General features: G+C 66.2%; 19 protein-coding genes. 12 read left to right on the top strand and 7 right to left on the bottom strand.

Going from position 1 to position 22,033, the window contains the following annotated elements:
* Window positions 1–153: 153 nt before the first annotated feature.
* Entirely contained in the window at window positions 154–1,239 is a 1,086-nt protein-coding gene (locus H7J06_RS03525; protein ID WP_264037061.1) for an ADP-ribosylglycohydrolase family protein, read from the bottom strand.
* A 222-nt stretch (window positions 1,240–1,461) separates the two neighbouring features.
* Here H7J06_RS03525 and H7J06_RS03520 point away from each other — a divergent pair, with 222 nt between their 5' ends.
* From H7J06_RS03520 to H7J06_RS03505, 4 genes are read left to right on the top strand one after another with little or no spacing between them, the layout of a single operon-like run.
* On the top strand, window positions 1,462–2,496 hold the full coding sequence (locus H7J06_RS03520) for an ImmA/IrrE family metallo-endopeptidase (protein ID WP_264037059.1): 1,035 nt from the start codon (window positions 1,462–1,464) through the stop codon (window positions 2,494–2,496).
* 11 nt (window positions 2,497–2,507) lie between these two features.
* Complete coding sequence (locus H7J06_RS03515) at window positions 2,508–2,666, top strand: hypothetical protein (protein ID WP_264037057.1); 159 nt, start codon at window positions 2,508–2,510, stop codon at window positions 2,664–2,666.
* The gene (locus H7J06_RS03510; RefSeq protein ID WP_264037055.1) at window positions 2,659–3,270 is read left to right on the top strand and encodes a hypothetical protein; all 612 of its coding nucleotides are present in this window, start codon (window positions 2,659–2,661) and stop codon (window positions 3,268–3,270) included. Before H7J06_RS03515 ends, H7J06_RS03510 begins: the two co-directional genes overlap by 8 nt.
* Window positions 3,267–4,202 carry a hypothetical protein gene (locus H7J06_RS03505; protein ID WP_264037053.1) on the top strand — a complete coding sequence of 312 codons (936 nt, stop codon included), beginning with the start codon at window positions 3,267–3,269 and terminating at the stop codon, window positions 4,200–4,202. The genes H7J06_RS03510 and H7J06_RS03505 overlap by 4 nt, the downstream gene beginning before the upstream one ends.
* Window positions 4,203–4,570: 368 nt before the next feature.
* Here H7J06_RS03505 and H7J06_RS03500 read toward each other — a convergent pair whose 3' ends face one another.
* From H7J06_RS03500 to H7J06_RS03490, 3 genes are all read right to left on the bottom strand, one after another.
* Window positions 4,571–5,515 (bottom strand): nucleotidyl transferase AbiEii/AbiGii toxin family protein, encoded by a 945-nt coding sequence (locus tag H7J06_RS03500; RefSeq protein ID WP_264037051.1) that lies wholly within the window; start codon window positions 5,513–5,515, stop codon window positions 4,571–4,573.
* 92 nt (window positions 5,516–5,607) lie between these two features.
* The gene (locus H7J06_RS03495; protein WP_264037049.1) at window positions 5,608–6,273 is read right to left on the bottom strand and encodes a type IV toxin-antitoxin system AbiEi family antitoxin domain-containing protein; all 666 of its coding nucleotides are present in this window, start codon (window positions 6,271–6,273) and stop codon (window positions 5,608–5,610) included.
* 80 nt (window positions 6,274–6,353) lie between these two features.
* On the bottom strand, window positions 6,354–6,746 hold the full coding sequence (locus H7J06_RS03490; protein WP_264037047.1) for a hypothetical protein: 393 nt from the start codon (window positions 6,744–6,746) through the stop codon (window positions 6,354–6,356).
* 158 nt (window positions 6,747–6,904) lie between these two features.
* On the opposite strand from H7J06_RS03490, the gene H7J06_RS03485 reads away from it, so the two are divergent.
* The 3 genes from H7J06_RS03485 to H7J06_RS03475 are packed head-to-tail and all read left to right on the top strand — an operon-like array spanning window position 6,905 to window position 8,442.
* Window positions 6,905–7,291: a DUF2510 domain-containing protein gene (locus tag H7J06_RS03485; protein ID WP_264037045.1), complete on the top strand. Its 387-nt coding sequence runs from the start codon at window positions 6,905–6,907 to the stop codon at window positions 7,289–7,291.
* 30 nt (window positions 7,292–7,321) lie between these two features.
* Window positions 7,322–7,561: a hypothetical protein gene (locus H7J06_RS03480; protein WP_114739703.1), complete on the top strand. Its 240-nt coding sequence runs from the start codon at window positions 7,322–7,324 to the stop codon at window positions 7,559–7,561.
* Window positions 7,561–8,442: a hypothetical protein gene (locus H7J06_RS03475; protein ID WP_264037042.1), complete on the top strand. Its 882-nt coding sequence runs from the start codon at window positions 7,561–7,563 to the stop codon at window positions 8,440–8,442. The genes H7J06_RS03480 and H7J06_RS03475 overlap by 1 nt, the downstream gene beginning before the upstream one ends.
* Here the strand turns inward: H7J06_RS03475 and ligD are convergent.
* Complete coding sequence (ligD, locus tag H7J06_RS03470; RefSeq protein ID WP_308205690.1) at window positions 8,439–9,407, bottom strand: non-homologous end-joining DNA ligase; 969 nt, start codon at window positions 9,405–9,407, stop codon at window positions 8,439–8,441. The genes H7J06_RS03475 and ligD overlap by 4 nt on opposite strands.
* Window positions 9,408–9,458: 51 nt before the next feature.
* Window positions 9,459–10,295 carry a hypothetical protein gene (locus H7J06_RS03465; RefSeq protein ID WP_264037039.1) on the bottom strand — a complete coding sequence of 279 codons (837 nt, stop codon included), beginning with the start codon at window positions 10,293–10,295 and terminating at the stop codon, window positions 9,459–9,461.
* Between the two features lie 499 nt (window positions 10,296–10,794).
* Between H7J06_RS03465 and H7J06_RS03460 the strand changes: the two genes are divergently transcribed.
* Window positions 10,795–12,528 (top strand): ADP-ribosyltransferase domain-containing protein, encoded by a 1,734-nt coding sequence (locus H7J06_RS03460; protein ID WP_264037038.1) that lies wholly within the window; start codon window positions 10,795–10,797, stop codon window positions 12,526–12,528.
* A 142-nt stretch (window positions 12,529–12,670) separates the two neighbouring features.
* Here H7J06_RS03460 and H7J06_RS03455 read toward each other — a convergent pair whose 3' ends face one another.
* Window positions 12,671–12,973 carry a hypothetical protein gene (locus H7J06_RS03455; RefSeq protein WP_264037036.1) on the bottom strand — a complete coding sequence of 101 codons (303 nt, stop codon included), beginning with the start codon at window positions 12,971–12,973 and terminating at the stop codon, window positions 12,671–12,673.
* A gap of 309 nt (window positions 12,974–13,282) precedes the next feature.
* On the opposite strand from H7J06_RS03455, the gene H7J06_RS03450 reads away from it, so the two are divergent.
* The 4 genes from H7J06_RS03450 to H7J06_RS03435 all read left to right on the top strand — a co-directional run bounded on the left by H7J06_RS03450 (window position 13,283) and on the right by H7J06_RS03435 (window position 22,029).
* Window positions 13,283–14,272, top strand: a complete 990-nt coding sequence (locus H7J06_RS03450; RefSeq protein ID WP_264037034.1) for an FtsK/SpoIIIE domain-containing protein — start codon at window positions 13,283–13,285, stop codon at window positions 14,270–14,272.
* Between the two features lie 257 nt (window positions 14,273–14,529).
* Window positions 14,530–17,835, top strand: coding sequence for a helicase-related protein (locus H7J06_RS03445; RefSeq protein ID WP_264037031.1), 3,306 nt, complete (start codon window positions 14,530–14,532; stop codon window positions 17,833–17,835).
* On the top strand, window positions 17,832–20,567 hold the full coding sequence (locus H7J06_RS03440; RefSeq protein WP_264037029.1) for a class I SAM-dependent DNA methyltransferase: 2,736 nt from the start codon (window positions 17,832–17,834) through the stop codon (window positions 20,565–20,567). Before H7J06_RS03445 ends, H7J06_RS03440 begins: the two co-directional genes overlap by 4 nt.
* Window positions 20,568–20,728: 161 nt before the next feature.
* Window positions 20,729–22,029 (top strand): IS3 family transposase gene (locus tag H7J06_RS03435; RefSeq protein ID WP_264037027.1). Its coding sequence is split into 2 segments (ribosomal slippage): window positions 20,729–21,002 and window positions 21,002–22,029, totalling 1,302 coding nucleotides; the frame shifts between segments, so codons are not numbered across the junction.
* The last annotated feature ends 4 nt before the right edge of the window (window positions 22,030–22,033 follow it).

Below are 22,033 nucleotides of genomic sequence, written 5' to 3'. Positions count from 1 at the left end.
TCACAGGATGCGGTATCCAATCTCGGAGGCTGCCGATTGGGCGATCGACCACACGATCGGGTGAGCCAGCGGGCGCGAGAACGACGGGGCACGCAGAAACCTCATCAGGGCGGCCACAGCCGCTAGGTCGTCCCCGTGCTCCATGCTCTCTGTCTACCGGCCGACTGCCGCCGGCGCGGCGAGGAAGCTCCGAGCGGCTCCCGGTGCGTGGCGTAGGGCCTTGGCGTACCGGGGCTCGAACCGCGGGGTCATCTTCACCGCAGCCCAGTAGCTGGACCCGGTGTGGGCGGCACCGATGACCGCGCCGGCGATGCTCGCGATCGAATCCGAGTCCCCGTTGCTGGTGGCCGCCCACGCAAGGCCTTCGCGGCCGTTGAGGGGTGCGCGCCGCCGCCCGGGCGCGGTGGCCATGTCTGCCACGAGCAGCCCGACCGCCACAGCTGAACCCGACTCCCAACCCTCGCCGATCCCGGTGCAGGGGTCGCCGTAGTCGGCGGGGGACAGCGTGACCAGCTCCTGCTTGACCGTGTAGGCGTCCAGCAGCGCATCGAGCAGCACGTCGCGCACGCCCTCGGCGAGCATGCCGGCGACGTCGGAGTTCATGGGGGAGAGCACGTCGAGCAGGAACTCGTCGCGCAGCCAGAGGCTTTCGCCCGTCACGATCGACATGGCCGCACTGATCGCGTGTTCGAGGAAGTGCCCGCGCAACCGGGTGGCCGATCGGATCGCGTCCGCAAGCACCAGCGCCGAGGCGATCGCGCGGGGATGCTTATGGGTGAGGACGGCCTGCAGTGCGGTGATGCCGAGCCACACCGGCTCCGGGCACAGCGCCGCCGGCGCCAACCGCATGACCGCCCCGCATCCGTATCGCGGCAGCGCCCCGTCGGCGTCATACCAGTGCGCACCGTGACGCAGCCGTGCCAGCGACCCCATGCAGGTGGCTCCCGGGGCACGGTTGTTGTCCCGGTCGACCTGCCACTCCAGGAACCGAGCGGTGATGGCCTTGGTCACGACCTCGATGTCGTCGAGCTGGTCGCCGGCGTCAACGAGAGCGTCATGCAGCGCCAACGTCATCTGGGTGTCGTCGGAGATCCGCCACACCTTCTTGGGGGCCGGCACGGGGTAGGCAGGCATCTGCGCGTACTTGCGGAACTCGACCTGATAACCCCAGGCGTCGCCGGCGGCCAGGCCGATCAACGCGTTGCGGTACCGGGCCTGCGTCGCTGTTCGAGTCGTCATTGTGCACCTCACCCTCCCGCCACCAATGTAAATGGCTTTACATCAAAAAGCAAGACACTTACACCGGGTGGGGAGGAAACAGTCCCGACAACTTCCGGGTCCCCGCGACGGAAACACCCCTGCCGGCCGGTACTTCAGGGATAAGACGCACACCAGCTCTCCTTGCCGGGCTGGCGCTACTCCAGTAGCGGTCCCCGCGTCCAGCCCGAGGAGGTACCAACCGTGTGTCGCGCCACCACAGACCCAGGGGGGCCACGCCGCTGCTCCGGTGACACCCGAGCCGCCTACAGCCACTCCGCCCACGCCGTCGAGGTCCTGGAGGAAACCGAGGCAGTCCTCAAGACCGCGCTGGCCGACACCACGGCCGCGCCGACGCCCACCCCACCCAAGACGGTGAGCTTCGCCGACAAGACCACCCGCGTGGAAGACATCCGCCGCGAGATCGACGACGCGATCGCCAACCTCAACACCGGCGAGCAATGGCAGGACTGGCTGCACTACGCCAGCCAGTTCCACCACTACTCGCTGCAGAACCAGCTGCTCATCAAAATGCAACGCCCCGACGCCACCTTCGTCGGCGGACTCAAGAAGGTCTGGAACAAGAAGTTCAACCGCAACCTCGTCGCCGGCTCGAAGGCGATCTGGGTCCGCGCACCCCAAATCGTCAAGAAGAAGGCCGACGGCACCGACGAGGAAGTCCTGGTGGGCTGGCTCAGCGTCCCGGTCTACGACGTCGACGACACCACCGGACCGCCCCTGCCGCAACGCCCCGAAGTCACCTACACCCGCGAAACCGGCGTCGCGCCCCCGGAGATGCACACCGAACTCGAGAAGCAGCTCGCCGCACACGGTTACACCGTCGAACGCGTCGAACTCCCGGAAGGCGGGCCGGAGGGCTACACCCAGGACAAGCCCACCAAGAAGGTCGTGATCAGCACGCGCTACAGCGACGCACATCAGGCGACCGTGCTCGCGCACGAGTTGGCACACGTCCAGATGGGCCACATGGAACGCCACCACGACTACCACAGCGGCCCGGGCGGGCAGCGCCCCACGATGGAAGTCGAAGCCGAAAGCGTCGCCTACGTCATCGGCCGCCACTACGGACTCAAGCCCGGCGGCAGCGCCTTCGCCTACATCGACGGCTGGGCCAAGGGCGACCCCAAGAAGGTTCAGGAAACCGCCCAGCGCGTCAACAAGGCGTGCAAGGCCATCATCGGCGCACTCCCGCAGACCGCCCCCGCGGTCGTGAAGTAGAAGGACACCAAATGAGCACCCCCGAGCAGCACGCCCAGGTCGAGATCGAGATCGAAGACCCCGACACCGGAGAGCGGCACACCTTCACCGCGGCCACCGAAGAGGAGGCCACCGCCGCCGCCGAGGACTACTTCGGCGTCAACGAAGCCCAGGAGCGAGACAATGACTGACACCATGACCCAGGAACCCACCCGCGAAGAACTGCTGCGGGAACTCGGCAAAGTCCAGTCCAAGCTGGAGAAGGCCCGACGCCGCCGCGACGCCGACGCCATCGCCTACGCCTCCACCCCCGACGGCGCCGCCGAAACCTTCCGCCGCTACGAACTCGCCCGCGACGACCGCGAACGCAAAGACCTCAAGACCACCTATCTGTCCGGGCTGGCCATGGCCGGCGAGGAGTACGAAGAACGACTGCGCCGCGGCAACGCCGGCGACAACGACGGACCCCTGGCCGTCATCCCCGTCGGCCCGTTCCGCGACCCACTCACCAAAGCCCTTGTCGAGCAACGCATTATGGCAACCTTCCGCACCACCGCCGCATCAGTGGACTCCAACACCGTCACCATCACACTGCTGCGGCTGCTGCCCGACCAACAGACCCGCAAGCGGCTGCGCCTGGACACCACCGCCGAACTCGGCGTCCTGACCGCAGACCTCACCGAGATCATCGCCACCGCCTGGACCGATCCGGCCACCCGGAAGCGCCTGACCGCGTTCCTCGACGACGCCGACGCACCCATCGACACCGCGATCGCGCAGCGAGACCAGCGATGAGCGCCGATCTCGTCTTCCAGGAACCCGGCATCGCCGAAACCCGCCAAGAGCGCGCCCTGCGCCGAGCCCAACAGCTGCAGAACGCCTTCCAGACGGCGTTCGAGGTGCTCGCAGAGATCTACCGCGACGAAGACTGGCGCTTCATCAACGACGGTGCCGGCCGCCCCTACACCGGCTTCACCGCGTTCGTCCAAGACCAACTCGGATGCGCAGCCTCCAACGCCCGCCGCTACCAGCAGGGCATCGTTGGGCTCATCCTGCCCCTGCAAGAACTCACCGCCCCGGGAACCCGCATCCCTGTCACCTCCTCCGACGTCGCCCGCCTCGGAGTCACCGGCGCCCGCGTCGTCATCGAGCAAGCCCCCAGCGCCCTAGACGGCATCACCGAACCCGACGCCCAGACCGACGCCCTCCGGGACCTCATCGACTCGGTGACCAAACGCACCACCGACCCCGGATTCGGCCCACTCACCGAATCCCTCGCTCCACCAACCGAATCCCCGCTCGGCGCCCTGGTCCCAGCATCCTTACCCGATGACCACGACGACATCGACGATCGCGCCCCCAACACCGCAAACAGCTACAGCTGGGATCAGCCGACACCGAGTACTCCGCCCTGGGACGACGGACCTACCAACACCGGCAACACACCCGCCCCGACTCCCGCCGGCCAGCAGCCCCCCACCCCGGAGACCGCACCAACTGCATCAACCGAGCCAGCCTCGGCGGCGCACTCTGCCGAGCCGGCCGCCGCAGCTGCTCAGGTCATGATCGACCTGGAAACCGCGATCGCCGCCGTCATGGCCGCCGGCGAACCCACCGCTCTCGCCGAGCAGCTCTCCGGGGGACCGGGAGCCGCCCTTGCCCCGAAGTGCCTGGCATCCGGCCAGCGCCTCGTCCGGCTCGGTCAGCTCCTGCGCAGCCTCACCTGACTGTCGCTTCACCGATTCGCCGCTGCGGCGCCAAACAGCCACGCGTTCGAGATAGATCGCCAACTGCTCCTGGCCCGCAGGTGTGTTCTGAAACGGCCGCAACCGGTCAACTTCAACACGAATGCTGCGGGAAAGCCACCGACCCGGCAACATCCCGAGTAGCTCGAAAATCTCTGCAATAAAACGCAATTGCGATGACTGCATGTAAAGAATGGTCATGGCGGGGGCCATATGGAGCGCAGCGGTTACGCGCGTCCACCACCAGGGGCATAATCGCGAACAACGAATTTTCTCCCTCCCATCGCCGGGCCGCTCCTGATCGGCCCGATCGTGCGAAGGGGGGACATGCCGTCATGGCAGCTAGATCCCTATAACGGGATCCAGGATCGGCGATCGGGATCCCACGTACCGGCCTGAACCCGCCCGTCGAGCACTACCCCCACGAACCGATTCGCCTCGACGAGCGCAGCATCGGCGTCCCGCAGCTCCGCCGGCAAACCTGCCTCGGCGACCCGTGCAGGATAGCTGCGCCGCCACTGCTCACTGGGCAGGGACAGGGGAGTGGGTACCACGATCCCGCGGCGCTGCTCCTGCCCGCGGACCGCGGCCCGCAACTCCTCGGCGTCGACCCGCGCGCACCGCGACAAGATCACGATGTCGGCCAGGTCGTGGGAGCGCGTCGACGGCGACTCATCGCTGCTGCCATGCAGCTCGTACATCGCCGCGACCTTATCCGCAACATGCGAACTCACCGAGTACGTCCGGACCGTCGACATCGGCCGCACATCGTCGATCGCCACCACAGGATCGGGGACCAGCGTGTCCGGCTCGAACGGAAACTCCCGTCCAGCAGCAACATCGAGCTTGGCCACCGAGAACCGCGACCCGTTGAGCAGATAAGTGATCTTGCCGGTGAACGCTCCCGGGCCGCTGCCGGGACTGACCGCCACCACGAAATCACCGTGCTCGCCGGCACGACGTCGCGAGGCCGCGGTCAACGCCGCAGTCAGGCCCTCGACACCACGGGTCGCCGCCAGATCCAGATCCGCGGTCGCCCTCGCCTCCGCAGTCCGGAACTGCAGAGCCGTCCCGCCGGTCACCAACCAAGACTCCGGATCCCGATCGAACAGACGGGACACGAACTGCTGCAACGCAAAACGACGCGCGACCTCAGCAGAATCAACCCCAGACGCCCGCGCAATCGCCCGGATCCGGGTGTTCAGCGCGGCCCGAAACGCAGCCTCAGACCCGTAGGTGCGCCGCGCGTCGAGCAGCTCCTCGATCTCACGCTCACGTTGCTCCAGCGCCGCCACCCGGTCATGGGACTCCTGCGCCCGGGCCCGCATGTCGGCCGAGCAGCGTTTCGGTCCGCCGGGCTCGTTACTGGCCTTGCACATGCTCCGCGCTATACCGGCAGCCGCAACGGACGCCCGGCGGCCGCCGCAAGCCGGTGCGCCAACGCGATCCCGTCCCGCTCACCCCACTGTCCGGCGAACGGCTCCAGGCGGGCACCCACCTCGGGCAGCGTCAACAGATCCTGCTCCAGAACATCGGCGATCACCGTGCCTTGATGGGAGCCATCCAGATTGTCACGGGCCAGGTCGGCAATGATGCGACCGGGCGTGGCCACCGGAAGACCCTCGGTGATGTCCCAGTCGATCCCGCGGGCCCCGATGTCGCGCCGGTACGCGTGCACCCGCGGCGATCGCGTGTTGATGCGCCGCGGGCTGGTCAAGAACAAACCCCGCGCGACCAGCGTGCCCAGCTCGCGGATCACCGCCGCGCTGTCGTGGCTGATCACGCAGTCCGGATCCGCGCGGCGGTGCTCCACGTCGTCTTCCGGGCGCAGTGCCAGCCACTGGGCAGCCCAGTCCTCGAACGCGAACATGCCGGCGGAATCCTCGGTGAACCCGTATACGCCGTGGTGGGCACGGAACAGCTCACCGGAGTCGGCGCGGCGGGCCAGCTCGTAGCGGGCGACACCGTGCTGGCGGGCCTGGGCTGCGGTGAACAACCCGAATTGGCCGGCGGCCAGAGCATGCAGCCGGCCCCACGCCTGTTCGTCGGCCATGCAGCAATAGTAGCAATCGGGGGACGTGGTATCGGGGCTGCTCAGCGTTGTTTTCGCTCGCTGCCACAGCCGCCGCGACCTCATCCGCCGCTCCTGTTCCGCGGTCGGGTAGCTCCTTCGCCCAGCCAGGAATCCAGCGTCGGACGCGAAACGCCCAGCGCCTCGATGATCTCTCGCTTGGTCCGGCCCTCTTCGAAGTACTGCCGCGCCAACTCCCGGGCGGCCTGCTTCTCTGCGCCCAGCCGAGACTCGGCTTCCATCAGGCGTCGTCCTTGCTCGGCCAGCCTGCCCAGGCTGCGCTCGACGACGCGGGCATGGACATAGGGCTCGCCGACGACTTCCGGGCCGCCGCGCTGCACGGGCTCGGCGCCGGCCGCGGCGGTCAGGACCTCGGCATCGCTGGCGCTGTCGTCGAGATCGGGCAGGTCATACTCGGCGACCAACTCCGCCGGCGTCCGCACAATCACCCTCACAGCGAGCCTCCCTTTAGTGGGGCGCGCAGGCGCGCCCGTTTCGCGGCCGGTCGACTACCCGGCGGCATCACAGTACTTCTCAACTCGAACCATGAAAGGCACTTTACAACAAATGTAAAGCGGTTTACAGTGGGGAAGACGAGAACTTGGGAGGCACGATGACCAACACCACCCCGCCCGCCGGCTGGTACCCCGATCCCACGGGCGCTGCCCAGCAGCGGTATTGGGACGGACAGCAGTGGACCGAAGCCCTGGCCGCGCCCACCGTCGTCCACGTGCCAGTCGCGGCCCCACCCGCCAAGGACTGGTTCCAGCGCCACCCTGCCTGGACCACCCTCATCGTCTTCTGGGTCGCCTGCATGATCTGGCAGTGGGAATGGCTGGTCCCCGTCATCGCCATCGTCGCCGCCACCGTATGGACCATCCGCTGGATCGAACGCCGCAACAACCGCCTCGCCGCCGACGCCGACCGCCAGAACAAACTCGCCGCCCTGGGCGACAAGCGCGGAATCTTCGGCGACTACCCACCCGCCGACGCGTCCTGACCCGCCACCACAGGACAAGGAGTACTTCCCATGCCAAGCACCCCGAGCTGCCACTTCCGAGCCGGCGACTACCTCTACGCCGGCCAAGCCCACGACGACGCCATCGCCCGCCTCGACGGCTTCGATGACACCGCCAAGATCGTCGCCCGCAACTCCATCACCGAACTCATCGACCTGCAGAACGGCACCATCACCTGCCACCAGGTCGCCGTCATCGCCAGCGCCATCGCCAACGCCCTCCAGCGCAACACCTACGGAGAGACCCTCTGATGACCGACCTCACCACCCAGACGCCCGCCCAAATCGACGCCACCCTCAACGAATTGGGATTCCAACGAGCCAAACGTGTCGCTCACGCCGACAGCCTGCGCAGCTCTGCGCACCACGCCCGCACGGGCCGCTACCCCGACCCGGCTCGCGCTGCCCGACTCGACGCCCAGGCCGACGAGTACGCACCCAAGATCGCCGCGATCACCGCCCAGATGCGCCCCTACCACGACGAATACGACCGCCGAGGCGGCTGGACCCGAGCGTTCCTCGTCCAGAACACCGGCGGCCACGTCCACAGCTCCATGGGCTGCGCCACCTGCTACCCGAGCACCCGCTACGCCTGGCTCACCGAGTACAGCGGTCACGACGAAGACCAGATCGTCTACGCAGCAGGCGAACTCGCCTGTACGGTCTGCTACCCCTCAGCCCCAGTGGAAGTCCTTGCCCGCGTAGGCGAAATCCGCCGACCCACCGACCTCGAACGCGAACAACGCGCCGCCGAGAAGGCCGCCAAGCACGCCGCGGCCGCCGCAGCCGCCGTGGTCGACCCCACCACCGGCAAGACGCTCTTCAAGACCGAACGCGCCGCAACCAACGCGATCGCCTCAGCGCTGGACAGCATGCACTGGTACGGCGACGACCACCCCTCCGCGGATGAATGGCAGCGCACCGTCGACACCACCGTCGCGGCCCTGGCCGCCAAACTCGGCCGCGCCGCCGACGCCATCGAGACCGAATGCCGCCAACGCGCCGACAAGAAGTTCGCCGGCACCGCTCGCAAGACGTTGCGTGAACTCAAGCGCCAGCGCGGCGACATCATTGTCGAGGACCTCATGCCCGGCCTGCAGAGCTGGATCGAGCAGAACGGCATCCCCGCCTAAATCACGGTAGGCAAACGGGTCTCGCTGACATGAACCTCGCGCAGGCCTTTCCAGCTCGCGTGACGAAGACCTCGCCCCGGGGCCCACTCACGGAAGGCCACCTCGCCCACATGATGCGGCGTCACCCACCGCCAACCCCGCTGTTCACCAGGATTCACCACCGGGGGGACATCGCACACAAGCGGATGCAGCGCCTCGAACAGCTGCCGACGCATCACTGCGCTGAACCCCGTGCCGACCTGCCCGACCAACTCCAAGGCGCCATCGTCGCGGTACCCCGCCACCAACAACGCTCCCACCCGCCCAGGCGGCCCGGCGAACGCCACCAACGCAAGCTCAGCCGTCTGCCGCACAGGGCTTTTCACCCACCAGGGCGAGCGACCCTCCCGGTAAGGGGAGTCCACCCTCTTCGAGACAATGCCCTCCATCTGGTGCTCCCGGGCCACCTCAAGCATGTCCGCAGCCGGCACACCGAAGAACGCTCTCGGCACCGTCAACACCCCAGGATCCTCGGACACTAACGACTCCAACGCCTCGCGTCGCCTCACGTACGGCTCACCAGTGAGATCACGCCCGTCGACCGAAAGGACGTCAAAAGCCATGAGCCGCACAGGAACCTCACGCAAGAGGGTAGGCCCAGGCCGCCGCTGCTGCGGCCAACGCCGCTGCAACCGCGTGAACGACGGGCGTCCCTGCGCATCGAGCGCGACAATTTCACCGTCGAGCACCACCGACCGAGCGCCGACGACCTGACTCACGGAAGTCAATTCCGGGAACGTACGGGTGATGTCAGCGCCGTTCCTGGAGAAAATCAGGACCTCGCCACGGTCGGCGACCAATGTGGCCCGCTGGCCGTCAAACTTCCATTCCACCGCCCACTGGTCACCGGTAGGCGGGGGACCCAGGGTGGCCAGCATCGGCGCCGGCGTCGCCCGCCGGCGCACTACAGAACGCGCAGCGGCCACCTATCGACGCTACCCACCGCCACCCACACCTGGTCTGCGCTTCGCAGCGGGCTAAATCCCCAGCTCACCCAGTCGAGCGCCCCGAGGTGTGAAGTCGAAGTCGGTCAGCACATCAGGGCCCTGAACACGCCGCACCCCGTCCCACCGTCCACGCGTGCGCAGCGTCCCGCGGCCCTCGCCGCGGTTGAAGATCGCCGCCGTTGTCATGCTGGCCAGCAGCCCGTTGCCCAGCGTCGCGGTGTGCACGACGCGTTCGAGCACCAACGCCGGGGACATGTCATCCGCCGAGGTCAAAGCGGTGGGCGGGGCGATCGGCGTCCCCACCACGAGGTTGAAGCCGGCCGACCGACCCACACGCAACCAGTGCGCCAACTCCTGCGAGCGCGCCCAGATGCCGTCAGTGTCTTCAATCAGCACCACCGTCGTTGGCACCTGATGGCCGTGCCGGCGGGCGTCCTCGATGTCGCGCGCGCCGATCGACCGGAAGAACTCGTACCGGGACTGCAGCAGCTCGTCGACGATCTCGGCCAACTCGCCGGCGTCGACCCGGCGGTAGTGCGTCACCTGCAACCGCACGTCCTCGCCCGCGCAAAGCACCAACTCGAGGTCACCCGGAGCTTGCCCGGCGGCGAGCCCGGCGGCCAGCACGGCCAGCAGGGACGACACCTCATCGTCGACGACCACGCAGTGTGGACCGCTCCCGCCGCGGCTCTCCCACTCCAGGTTCACCTCGACCGCACGGCCGTCGAGGCCAGTGCCGAGAACAGCTGCCAGCGGCCGCCGGATCCGCCCGTGGGACACCTGCCGCAGAGCGCGGGTGTAGGACGTGCCCGGATTGGCTGCCTGAAACTCACGCGCAGCACGCTTACGGGACTCGTTGTCAGACAAGGGGAATCTCCCATCCAAAGTCGTTTCCTCCGCGTCGCCCACATCTGCGCGGAAGTGCCTTTGCTGGGTAGCTACACGGAACCCGTGGGGTCTTGTCCCGGACTGGAGGTGACTGTCCGATGTGGGCGGCTGCAGTCGATGCCGGGATTCACGCCACCGTGTGCGGCGATACGCAGAGTCTAGGGCCGTCGCTGGCACGAAGAGGTGGCCGCCGCCCAGGAATCTGAGCGGGAAATGGTGCGCCCCCAGCCGCAGGGGGGAGGAGCGGCCAGGGGCGCGGTGACGTCCTCCGGGGGGTCGAGGACGTGCCTCCACGCTAACAGCGGCCAGAGCCAAAACCCGGCCCCGAAACAGCCCGTTTCCAGGACCAACCGAAGGCCCAAGAACCTGCCGCAAGCTCGGCGACGGAAACCGCGCCGCCGGCAGGTACTTCTCCATCGAACGACCACAGAAGGAGAACACCGGTGTCCGGCGACCGCGACGCACCCCAGCACTGACCATGTGCCTGGCCACCAACGACCCCGGCGGACCCCGCCGATGCTCAGGCGACACCCGCGCCGCCTACCAGAAGTCCGCGGCCGCCGCCGACGCCCTCACCGCGCAGGCCCAGCAGCTGCACACCGAACTAACGGTTCGCACGGTCACCGAGCACCTCGGAGCCGCCCCCGGCCCCCAGCGTGACGAGCTGCTCGCCACCCTCACCGACACCGACGTCGACGCGCTCATCACGGCATGCCGCGCAGACATCCGCCCAGACGTCGACGCCGCCTTCGCGACCCTGCCGCCGCACCTGACCGGCGCCGTACGAGACACCACCATCGCCGAGCACGCGGAGATCCCCATCCACCGCCCCGGCGGCCTCGTCGACACCACGCCGGCGACCCTGCTCGACGCCAACACCGCGGTGTACCGAACCCGCCGCGGCGACTACGCCATCGCCTACCGCGACGGTGAGGCCTACCGCGTCCTCGCCACCGCCTCCAAGTACAAGACCGCCGTCACGATGGCCAACCGCATCCCCGTCCTCACCCCACTCGACCACCCCCCAGGCGGCATCGACGATCTCCAGCAGCAGGCGTACCGATCCCACGCCGACACCGCGCTGCAGCTGGCCACCCAGGCGGCCTACGGCCGGCTCCCCAGTCCCGACGAGCAGCAGGCGTTCCTGGCAGAACACCTGACCCATGCCCGGGACGAGATCGTCGATGCCGCCGCCACACCGCTGCGCACCGAGCTGCTCGACGCCACCGCCCGACACCACCACCGCCAGCGCCTGGCCGCCGCCGAAGCCGCCGCCGAAGCCGCCGGCCAGGCCGCCCGCCACGCCGCCACACAATCAGGGGACAACCCCGAGCAGGCCTACACCACCGCCTACCACCACGCCCTGGGCACACCGACCCGCGGCGGCGCCCGCATCCCACACTTCGCGCACCACACCCTGCCCGCGCCCAGCCTCGGCGACGCCACACACAATCTGCTGCAGCACAGCGGAATCCGCTCCTACGGCACCGAAACCGCTCACGACTACACCGTCATCACCCGCCGCGGCGGAGACCTGAAAGCCTGGGGACTGCACGACGTCTACGGCACGCTGCGCACCACCCCGATCGGCGACCTCGCCAAGACCCACGCCCGCTTCGTCAACACCGTTCTCACCGCCGACGAACGAGACGCGCTGCGCACGTACACCAGCGGCCGGCACATCGGATCCGGGGCCTACATCCAGATCAACGATGTCTTCACCGGCCGCACCACCTCACCCACGCCGGCGATCGCCAACACCTGTACCCACCTGCGCAGCGCGTTCGACAAGTTCGCCCGCCACAACACCACCCGCGAACCCGTCACCGTCATCCGCGGCACCCGCGTCCCCACCGGCTACACCGGCACGCCGGCCGACTACCTCGCCACCGCGTTCCCCGTCGGCGCCAAAGTCGAACTGGGGCAGGTTGCCTCGGCCACCACCCGCACCGCCACGGCCACCCGATTCGCCGACCGCGGGTCCGGCTCCTACCTGATGGCCATCCGCACCCGCGACGGCCTGCCGGTGAAGGCGATCTCCGCCAACGCCGGCGAAGACGAGGTGATCATCCCGCCCGGCACCGCACTGCGCTGCGTGCGCGTCGAGCCGGCGTCCGGCGTCGAGCGCCGGCCGACGGTGTACCTGGTCGCCGAGGACCTGGTGGCCGAGGCCGAATCCGAGGCCCTCAAGAGCAGCCAAAAGGCATCCTGAACAGCGACGACGACACGTCCCCGCGTCGTCGGCGGCCATGTTCGCCCGCGGCCCCGCCGACTACCCATGCACCGAGGGCCGGGCTGCTGCGCTGGAGCCGCCGCCGACGGCAGGGACATGTCATCACCCCAGCGCAGCGCACTTAGGGGGCGAGCGTCAGTGGGGGAGCGCCGCGACCGCCGGCATCCAATAGCGCCACCAACACCTCGCCGGCAGCCCCACGAACATCCGACGGCCGGCCACACCGCTGCCACACGTCGTGCTCGGCCGAGTACCGCCACGGCCGGCGGAAGAACTCGACGACATCAACAGGGGACACCAAGGAGCCGGCCGCGGCGAGGATCTCGGCGAACCCACACACTTCGTCGAAATCGGCGAACCACCGCGCATCCAGCTGCGCCGCGATCGAACGGGCCTGCTCCACCAACAACGCGTCATCGCTCACCCGCATCACGCAACCAGCAGCGCCGCCCAGCACGCCACCCCGGCGCTGATAAGCCCGCTAATCAGCGCGCATGCCAGCCCACCGAACAGCGGTGATGCCACGTCCCCACCTTCCGCACGCGCCCGCAGCCCTATCCTTGAGCCCATGCCGCCGGCGTGCGGCTGCACTCCTCGAACGGACGCCCCACACCGGCACCGCCACCAGGACAACGCCCCCCGGGCGCCGCGCCCGAGATGCCCGTTGCACCGCGGCCGCCGCGGAAGGTGTGGATCCGCACCCACGGCCGCGCGCACAACGAGGAGATCCGCCATGACCCCCAACGCGCGCAAGAACGCCGCACGCGCCTACCAGCGCCGACACCACGTCCCCTACACCGAAGCCCTCCGCGCGGTCACCCCCGCCGGCACCCTCGACGACAACGACCCCCACCGCGGCGTCCCCTCTCCCGACCGCCGGCTCCTCGACGCCCTCCAGATCGCCGATCCCGCGACCCACACCCCGACGACCGCCTGGCACCAGCACGCCGCCGACCGAGACCTGACCCTCCCGATCGCCACAGCGATCGACGAACCCACCACCGCGGCGACCCTGCACCTGGACGCCGCCAACAGCGTCATCGCCCTGCTCGCCATCCCCGGCACCGGAAAGACCGCCGCACTGAGGACCATCACGCTGGCACTGTGCGCCTCCTACCCGCCCGAGCGCGTCACCTTCGCCTGCGCCGGCGGCAAATGGGGCTTCCTGCACGACATCACGGCACTCCCACACCTCGCGGTCCAATGCTTCGACACGTGGGACAACCGCGACGACGTGCACCCCGACGTCGCGAAGTGGTGCGCCTACATCGACGACGAGATCGACAGACGGACCACCACAACCCACGCGGGCCTCGAACCGGAACTCGTGATCGTCGTCGACGACCTCGACGAGTTCCTCGAACCCAACCCCGCGGCCGCCGCCACCGTGCAGCGGATCATCGACCGCGGCCCCGACCTCGGGATCCGCCTCATCGTCTCCACCAAGCAGCTCCACCCTGACGGCGACCTCTGGACCGTGCCCGCCTTCGGCCCGGCAGTGCGCTTCCGGCCGGACACGGTGATCGCCTTCTCCACCTTCCGGCGCGAGGAGTCCATGGCCGCCCTCGGCCACCCGGGCGCCTGGAGCCTGCAGCGCGGCCAGGGCCACGCCTACATCCGACCCGCCACCGAACTCGGCGACACCCCGGCGCACATCCTCACCGTCAACAGCGACGACGCAGCAACCCTCTCCGCACAAATAGCCGCCTACCAGCGCAAATAGCACGTCCCCGCGTCCTCTGCGCCAGTCCGGTCAGCCCCGACGAGGCGCCAACAGCTGCGGCCCTGACATAGGTCCGGCCCCTCGGGGTGTCTCGGCCGCACCCTTCTGACCTGCAACAACGACACGTCCCGGAGCCAGGCCGGTGAAGTGTCCGACCCTGGCCATGTTCCCAACGGCACAATCCACACCGCTAACCTTGATCAACGTCTTGGGCTGGCATTCTGCACCGAAGGCGAACGGGTGCACTGAGGGGACGAATGCCGAACATCTATGACAACCTCGCCGATCAAACGCGTCTTCGGCCGGCCCTCCGAGAAGCGCTGGAAGAGTACGACACGTTCGACGTAGCCACCGGCTACCTCGATCTGCGCGGCTGGTCGAGCCTGGCCGATCTCGTCGACGCCAAAACCGCGGGCGGCGCACAAACCGACCCCATCGCCAGGATCCTGGTGGGAATGGTCGCGCCGTCGGACTCCCAGCAGATCCTCGACTCCCTCCAGCATGAAGTCCAGCCCGCCCCGTACGGAGCAGACATCCACGACGCCGGCAAAGCCCGCGCTCGAAGAGACCAACTGGTCAAGCACTTGCGCAACCAACTCATGCGCGGCCTGGCCACATCCCAGGGACAGCAAACGCTGCAAACGCTGAAGCGCCAACTCGAAAGCGGATCGGTGCAGATGAAGGTCTTCACCGAGAAGCCGCTGCACGGCAAGACCTATCTCTTCCAATCGCCGAGCAAGAAGCACCACTCACGCTGGGCATTCGTCGGATCTTCCAATCTGACCAATGCGGGCTTAACCACGAACCTTGAACTGAACATCGACGTACAGGACTCCGACGCCAGCGCCAAGATCGCCGAATGGTTCGACGCGCGCTGGGAAGACCGCTACTCACTCGAAATCAGCGCCGACATCATCGATCTCATCGCCGAGTCGTGGGCATCGGAACTCCAGCCAACACCGTTCGAGGTGTACCTCAAGGTCTGCCATGCGCTATCCCAGGACGCACGCGACGGGCTCGGCTACGTGCTGCCCGAATCGATGCGCACGCTGCTTCTCGACTATCAGGAGAGCGCCGTTCGCACACTGGCGCGCCGCATCGTCAGCCGCGGAGGGACGATGCTTGGCGACGTCGTGGGCCTGGGCAAGACACTGACCGCAGTCGCCACCGCCCTGATGCTGCAAGCCGCCGAGGACTATTCGACGCTGGTCCTGTGCCCCAAGAACCTCGAACCGATGTGGGAGCGCTACATCGACGAATACGACCTCAACGCCAAGGTCGTCCCTTACTCGATGGTCGACAAAATACTTCCCGAGTTGAAGCGCTTCAACCTGGTGATCTGCGACGAGTCGCATAACCTCCGGAACAGCGGAACCGTTGCCTATCAAGCGATTCACGACTACATCCGGCGTAACTCGTCTAAAGTGCTACTCCTCACCGCCACCCCCTACAACCTCGCCTTCCTCGACGTCGCCAGCCAGATCGGCCTTTATATCGACGACGATCAAGACCTCGGCATCGTCCCCTCAGCGGCACTCGCGGCCGAACCCGGACTTCGCGACAAGGTGGACGGCAAAATTAACACCCTCCTCGCGTTCCGACGCTCCGAACATGCTGACGACTGGCGTCGCCTCATGAGCGACCACTTGGTGCGCCGCACAAGAAGTTTCGTCAAGCGCACGGCCGCCACCGAGACCATCGACCTCGCCGACGGAACCCAGCAACAACGCCAATTCCTCCGATTCGCCAACGGTGAGAAGTTCTACTTCCCGGAACGCATCGCCCGACCGCTCAGCCATGACTTCGCATCCGACGACCCAGCCGCCCTCATGGAAGACGACGCCACCCTCAACACAGTCCAGGCCCTGACGCTTCCCCGGTACCGCCTCGCCGACTACGACAACCCGCGCGCGCCACACTCCAGCACCGACACCGCGGCGCTGGCCGACATACGCTCCGGCCGGGGCAACGTCAGCGGGTTCGTGCGTACCGGCTTGTTCAAGCGACTCTCGTCATCGGGACACTCCTTCATCCTGTCCCTGCAGCGACAACGCGCACGCAACGAGCTGTTCGTGTACGCCATAGACGAGGAGCTGCCCATTCCCGTCGGCAGCTTCACCGACAAACAAATCAATGTCACCGACGAGGACCTCGAAGACTCCGCAGTCACCCACGGATCCCTCGCTAGCCGCTACGAGGAACTACGCGCCAGTGCGCCGGCCAAAACCAAGTGGATCAACAGCGCGGTCTTCACCCCTGCACTGCGCCGCGATCTGGCAGCTGACAACGAACGGATCACGCTGCTGCTAGACCGTTTTGGTAGCTGGGACCCCACCCGTGATTCGAAACTCAACGCCCTAGTCGACCTATTACGCAACGACCACCCAGACGAAAAGGTGCTGATCTTCACCGAGTACGTCGACACAGCTGACTACATCGCCCAATCCCTAACAGAAGCCGGAATTTCCAACGTCGGCTTGGTCTCGGGCAACACCGACAACCCCGCAGAGATGGCTCGCCGATTCTCGCCAGAATCCAACGCTGTTCCCGGTCAAACCGCCGAGGAGGCCACGCCCGAGCACCCCATCGACGTTCTGGTCGCTACCGACGTCCTTTCAGAAGGACAGAACCTCCAGGACGCGCACATCGTCGTCAACTACGACCTGCCCTGGGCCATCATTCGGATTATTCAGCGGGCCGGGCGCGTCGATCGAGTCGGCCAGAAATCCGAGACGGTGTACGTGTACCTCATCAGCCACGACAAGATCGAACAGCAGATCAACCTACGGCAGCGCATTAAGACCCGGCTCGGGGCCTCGGCAGAGGCGTTCGGCTCAGACGAACAGTTCTTCGGGGGGCCCGCCGAGATCAAGATCCTCGACGACTTCTACAAGGGCAAAGTCGCCGATGACGCCGAAGACATCGACGGCGAGGCGGACGCCGTGAGCGAAGCCTGGCTCGCCTGGTCCAACGCACAAACCAAACACCCCGAGATCGCCGCAAAGGTCCTCGCCATGCAAGACCTCGTGCACTCCACCCGAGACCAGTACCTCACCGAAAACCACGGCTCAGTCGCGTGTTTCGTGTCCACAGACTCCGGCGTTGAAGCGTTCGCATCGGGCACCACCGACCCCTCCGGCGAGAACGCATACCAGCTCCTCACACCCCTTGAAGCCATGCGGATCTTCCAAGCCCAGATCGACACCCCCACCGCCGACCAACGACCCGACCACTTCGAACTCGAACGCCAACTGCTGCAGGGCCCCCTGACGCTGGAAGCACTCGCCGCCGGCAACCTCAAAGGCATCCGAAAATGGGTGTGGGAACGCCTCGGCGGCAACACCCTGTTCGCCCAGGCCTCCGACGCACTCAATGCCCTCCAAGAGCGGCCCCTCACCGAGCACGCAACATCGCGACTCACCCAGGCCCGGCGCAACCGCTACAGCCTCGACGACCTCTCCGACCTGATCTCGCAACTGCACCGCGACGACCGGCTCGTCATCCGCTCAACCGACACCGACAACATAAAGCTCGTCTGCTCGATCGGAGTCCGCGACGCATGAGCGCACCCACCCCCATCGCCCTCGCCGACCAGAGCCGCCACCAGGACCTGTTCCTGCACGAACTCAACTGGAACGCCCCCGACCACCCACCAGTCAACTTCACCGCCGAAGGCGGCCAGATCCACACCGCGACCAACATCGCCTCCTACCGAGGCATCAGAGTGTGGTCCTGCCCAGGAATACCCGGCTCCCGCATCGAAGCCGAGATCGACAGAGTGATCGCCACAACCACCACCGACCGACTCGTCATATTCCACAACGAGTCCGAGCAGGTGTGGCGCTGGCCCGCACGGCGAAGCGCCGACAACACCACGGCAACCCGCCTCACCCGCCACCGCCACCGCCACAACGACCCCGATCCACCATTCGAAGCCCGACTCAACGCAATCCGCCTCCCCCTCGACCAAGAACTCGACGCCAACACCCTCCTCGCCCGCGTCCGCGACGCCTTCGACATCGAAGCCAAGAACGAGTCCCGCCGCGCCTCCAAGCTGATGGCACGCATGTACACCACCCTCGAACGCGCCTACCCCGACAGCACTGACCGTCCGATACGCGACCACGAAATCTCGGTCACAATGGCCCGGATCCTGTTCCTCATGTTCGGCGACGACACCGAAATGTGGGAACCAGACGGCAAACCAGACGCCTTCCGCGACTTCATACACCGAGAAACAACCACCGACGCCTCGACCCTGGCTGACCAACTCAACGAACTGTTCGCCGACCTCAACAGCGCAACCGCCTCCCGCACCGTCCCATACATCAACGGCGGCCTCTTCAACGAACAAGTCACCATCCCGGCCGTAGACAAAGACTTCCGCGACGCAGTACTCGAAGCCTGCGCCGTGGACTGGTCAACAATCAGCCCCGCCATCTTCGGATCAATGTTCCAATCGGTGCGCGACGCCCGCACCCGCCGCGAACTAGGCGAGCACTACACCTCCGAGGACAACATCCTCAAGACCCTCAATCCACTCTTCCTCGACGAATTGCGAGCTGAATTCGACACCGCTCGCACGCATCCCGATCCCGCCAAACAACTGCACAAGCTCTGGAAGAAGCTCGGCGACATTCGCTTCATGGACCCCGCCTGCGGCTGCGGGAACTTCATCATCGTCGCCTACCGCGAGCTTCGCGACCTCGAACTCCAGATCATGGAGCAACTGCAGGAGATTGACGGCGACAGCCAACTGTCCTTTGACCCCACACTGTCGCTGAAAGTCACCCTCGATCACTTCCACGGCATCGAAGTCGACGAGTGGCCCGCGCGCATCGCCGAAACCGCAATGTTCCTCGTAAACCGCCAGTGCGACCTCAAACTGAAGCAACGATTCGGAGACGCCCCCCGGCGCCTTCCTATCCAGACCCAAACACGCATTGTGGTGCAAAGCGCGCTGTCCCTGGACTGGGAGACCGTCATGCCCGCCGGGCCAACCAGCATCATCGCCGGAAACCCGCCATTCCTCGGAATCAGCCAACGCACAGCCCAACAGACAGCCGAACTCCAAAATGTGTGGGGCACCGGCTATCACGGCACACTCGACTACGTAACCGGCTGGTATGCAAAGGCGATCGACTACTTCTCGAACCACCAAGGCGTCTGGGCATTCGTATCCACCAACTCGGTCCTCCAAGGCGAAGCGGTAGCCCCGCTGTTCCGCCGAGTCGTCGAACACAAATGGCGTATCAAGTTCGCCCACAGGACATTCCCGTGGACCTCAGAGGCCGCTGGTAGGGCTGCAGTGCACTGCATCATCATTGGCTTCGCCAGAAAGGTCACGCAGCCCCGGCTCTTCGACTACCCGAGCCTCGGCGGCACGCCCGTTGAGCGGGCTGGCGTCACCAACATCACGCCATACCTCACCGACGGCCCCCATGTCCTCGTCGAACCGCTTACCAACCCTCTCAACCCGCAGATCGGGGCGGTGGCATACGGCAACAAACCAACCGACGGAGGAAACCTCATCGTCGAAGCCGACGACTACGCGCACGTGATGGCCGATCCCATTGCCGCCAAGTACGTCCGCCGCTACGTCGGTGCGCGCGAACTGCTGCACGACACCATGCGCTACTGCCTATGGCTGCGCGACGCGGACAAAGGCGACCTGCGGCGAAGCCCCGTTCTCAAAGAGAGAGTTGCCGCTGCGACTCAGTTCCGCCTAGACAGCAGGGCCGAGTCCACCAGAGAGGCAGCATCGACCGCGCACGAGTTCCGCCAGGTGTCCCAACCCGACACTGCCTACCTATGCATCCCGCGTCACATCAGCGAGAACTACCCCTACTTCCTGTCCCAACGCTACGAGTCTGACGTCATCTGCAGCGATGCGAACTTCCTCTCCCCGGACCCCGACGGGTTCATCTTCGCTGCCATCTCGTCAACCATGTTCATGGTTTGGCAGCGAACGATCGGGGGTCGCATCAAGTCCGACCTCCGCTTCAACAAGCTCCTCGCCTGGAACACATTCCCGTTGCCTACCATTGACGATGCTCGTCGAGCAGCGATCATCGCCGCTGGCGGAGGCATCATCGCCGCCCGGGCCAGCGTCACGAATATGGCGCTCGCCGACATGTACGACCCCGCCAAACTTCCCGAGCACCTCCACCAGGCACACCGAGAACTCGATTACGTCGTCGACGATGTATTCGGCATCAAGGACCACGACCTGCCAGAACTCGACCGCCAGGACATCCTGTTCGACCACTACCGACGTTTGACCAAGCGGAGATAAGTAACCCTGAATCACCCCCAGTTTTGTGCCGTTTCCTTCTGAGTTAGGAAGGATGGCGATTATGCCGAAGAAGATCGAGCCGGAGGTCCGGGAGCGGGCCTTCACCCTGAATCACCCCCAGTTTTGTGCCGTTTCCTTCTGAGTTAGGAAGGATGGCGATTATGCCGAAGAAGATCGAGCCGGAGGTCCGGGAGCGGGCCTTGCGGTTGTTGGAGACCCATGGCGGGGAGTATCCGTCGCTGACCGCAGCGTGCCAAGCTATCGCCAAGCAGGTCGGAGTGGGCGCGGAAACGGTCCGTCGCTGGGCGGTGCAGGCGCAGATCGATGGGGGCGTACGCCCCGGTGTCACCTCGGAGGAATCGGCCGAGATCAAGAAGCTCAAAGCCGAGAACCGGCAACTGCGTGAGGATGTCGCGATCCTCAAAGCAGCAACAACTTTCTTCGCGGGGGAACTCGACCCCCGCAACCGATGATCATCGCCTTCATCGACACGATGCGATCCAAAGGTGCTGCGGTCGAGTCGATTTGCCGGATCCTGTGCGAACAGGGCTGCCNGATCGCCGCACGCACCTACCGGGCCTGGCGCAGTCGCCGACCCGCCACACGCACCATCACCGACGCCCAGACCATCAATGCAGTCGGTGACGTCGCCTGGCGTATCGATCATCACGGTCGGCGTCGGATGACCCCGGAAGGGCTTTACGGGCGCGTGAAGATGCGCGCCCACTTGGATCGCACCAGTATGCCCGGGGTGTCCTACGGGGCGGTGGATCGTGCGATGAAGACATTGGGGCTCAACGGTATTCGTCGATCTAAAGGGATCCGTACCACGATCCCGGCTGCCGACGGGATCCGTGCCGGCGACCTCCTCAACCGGCAGTTCCGCGCCGAGGAACCCAACCGCGTCTGGGTCACCGACTTCACTTACGTTCGGACCTGGGCGGGCTGGGTGTACGTGGTGTTCATCGTCGATGTGTTTTCCCGCAAAATAGTGGCTTGGCACGCCTCGACGAGTAAGGACGTCAGCCTGGTCACCACCCCGTTACGGATGGCTTTGTGGCAACGCGCCCACGACGGAAATCCAGTGAAAGATGGTGAGCTCATACATCATTCGGATGCCGGGTCGCAATATACCTCCGTTCGGCTGACCGAGCGGCTATCCCTGGAACACATCGCGGCATCGATCGGATCAGTCGGGGATGCCTACGACAACGCGCTGATCGAATCAGCGAACGGCCTCTACAAGACCGAGTGCATCCGCACCACGATCTTCCACGCCGGGCCTTACAAGGCTATCGCCGACGTCGAGTTCGCCACCGCGGCCTGGGTCGACTGGTACAACTGCAGCAGGCTGCATTCCAGCGTCGGGCTGCTCCCACCCAACGAGTTCGAGACTCTCTACTACGCTGCCCTCAACACCGAGGAACAGCCCACAATGGAGGCGGCACAAAACCTCAGGTGATTCA

The sequence above is a fragment of the Mycolicibacterium hodleri genome (genome assembly GCF_025822245.1).
GTDB lineage: Bacteria > Actinomycetota > Actinomycetes > Mycobacteriales > Mycobacteriaceae > Mycobacterium > Mycobacterium hodleri.
Note: the sequence above shows the minus strand (reverse complement) of the source record. Positions and strands in the feature narration are given on the sequence as shown.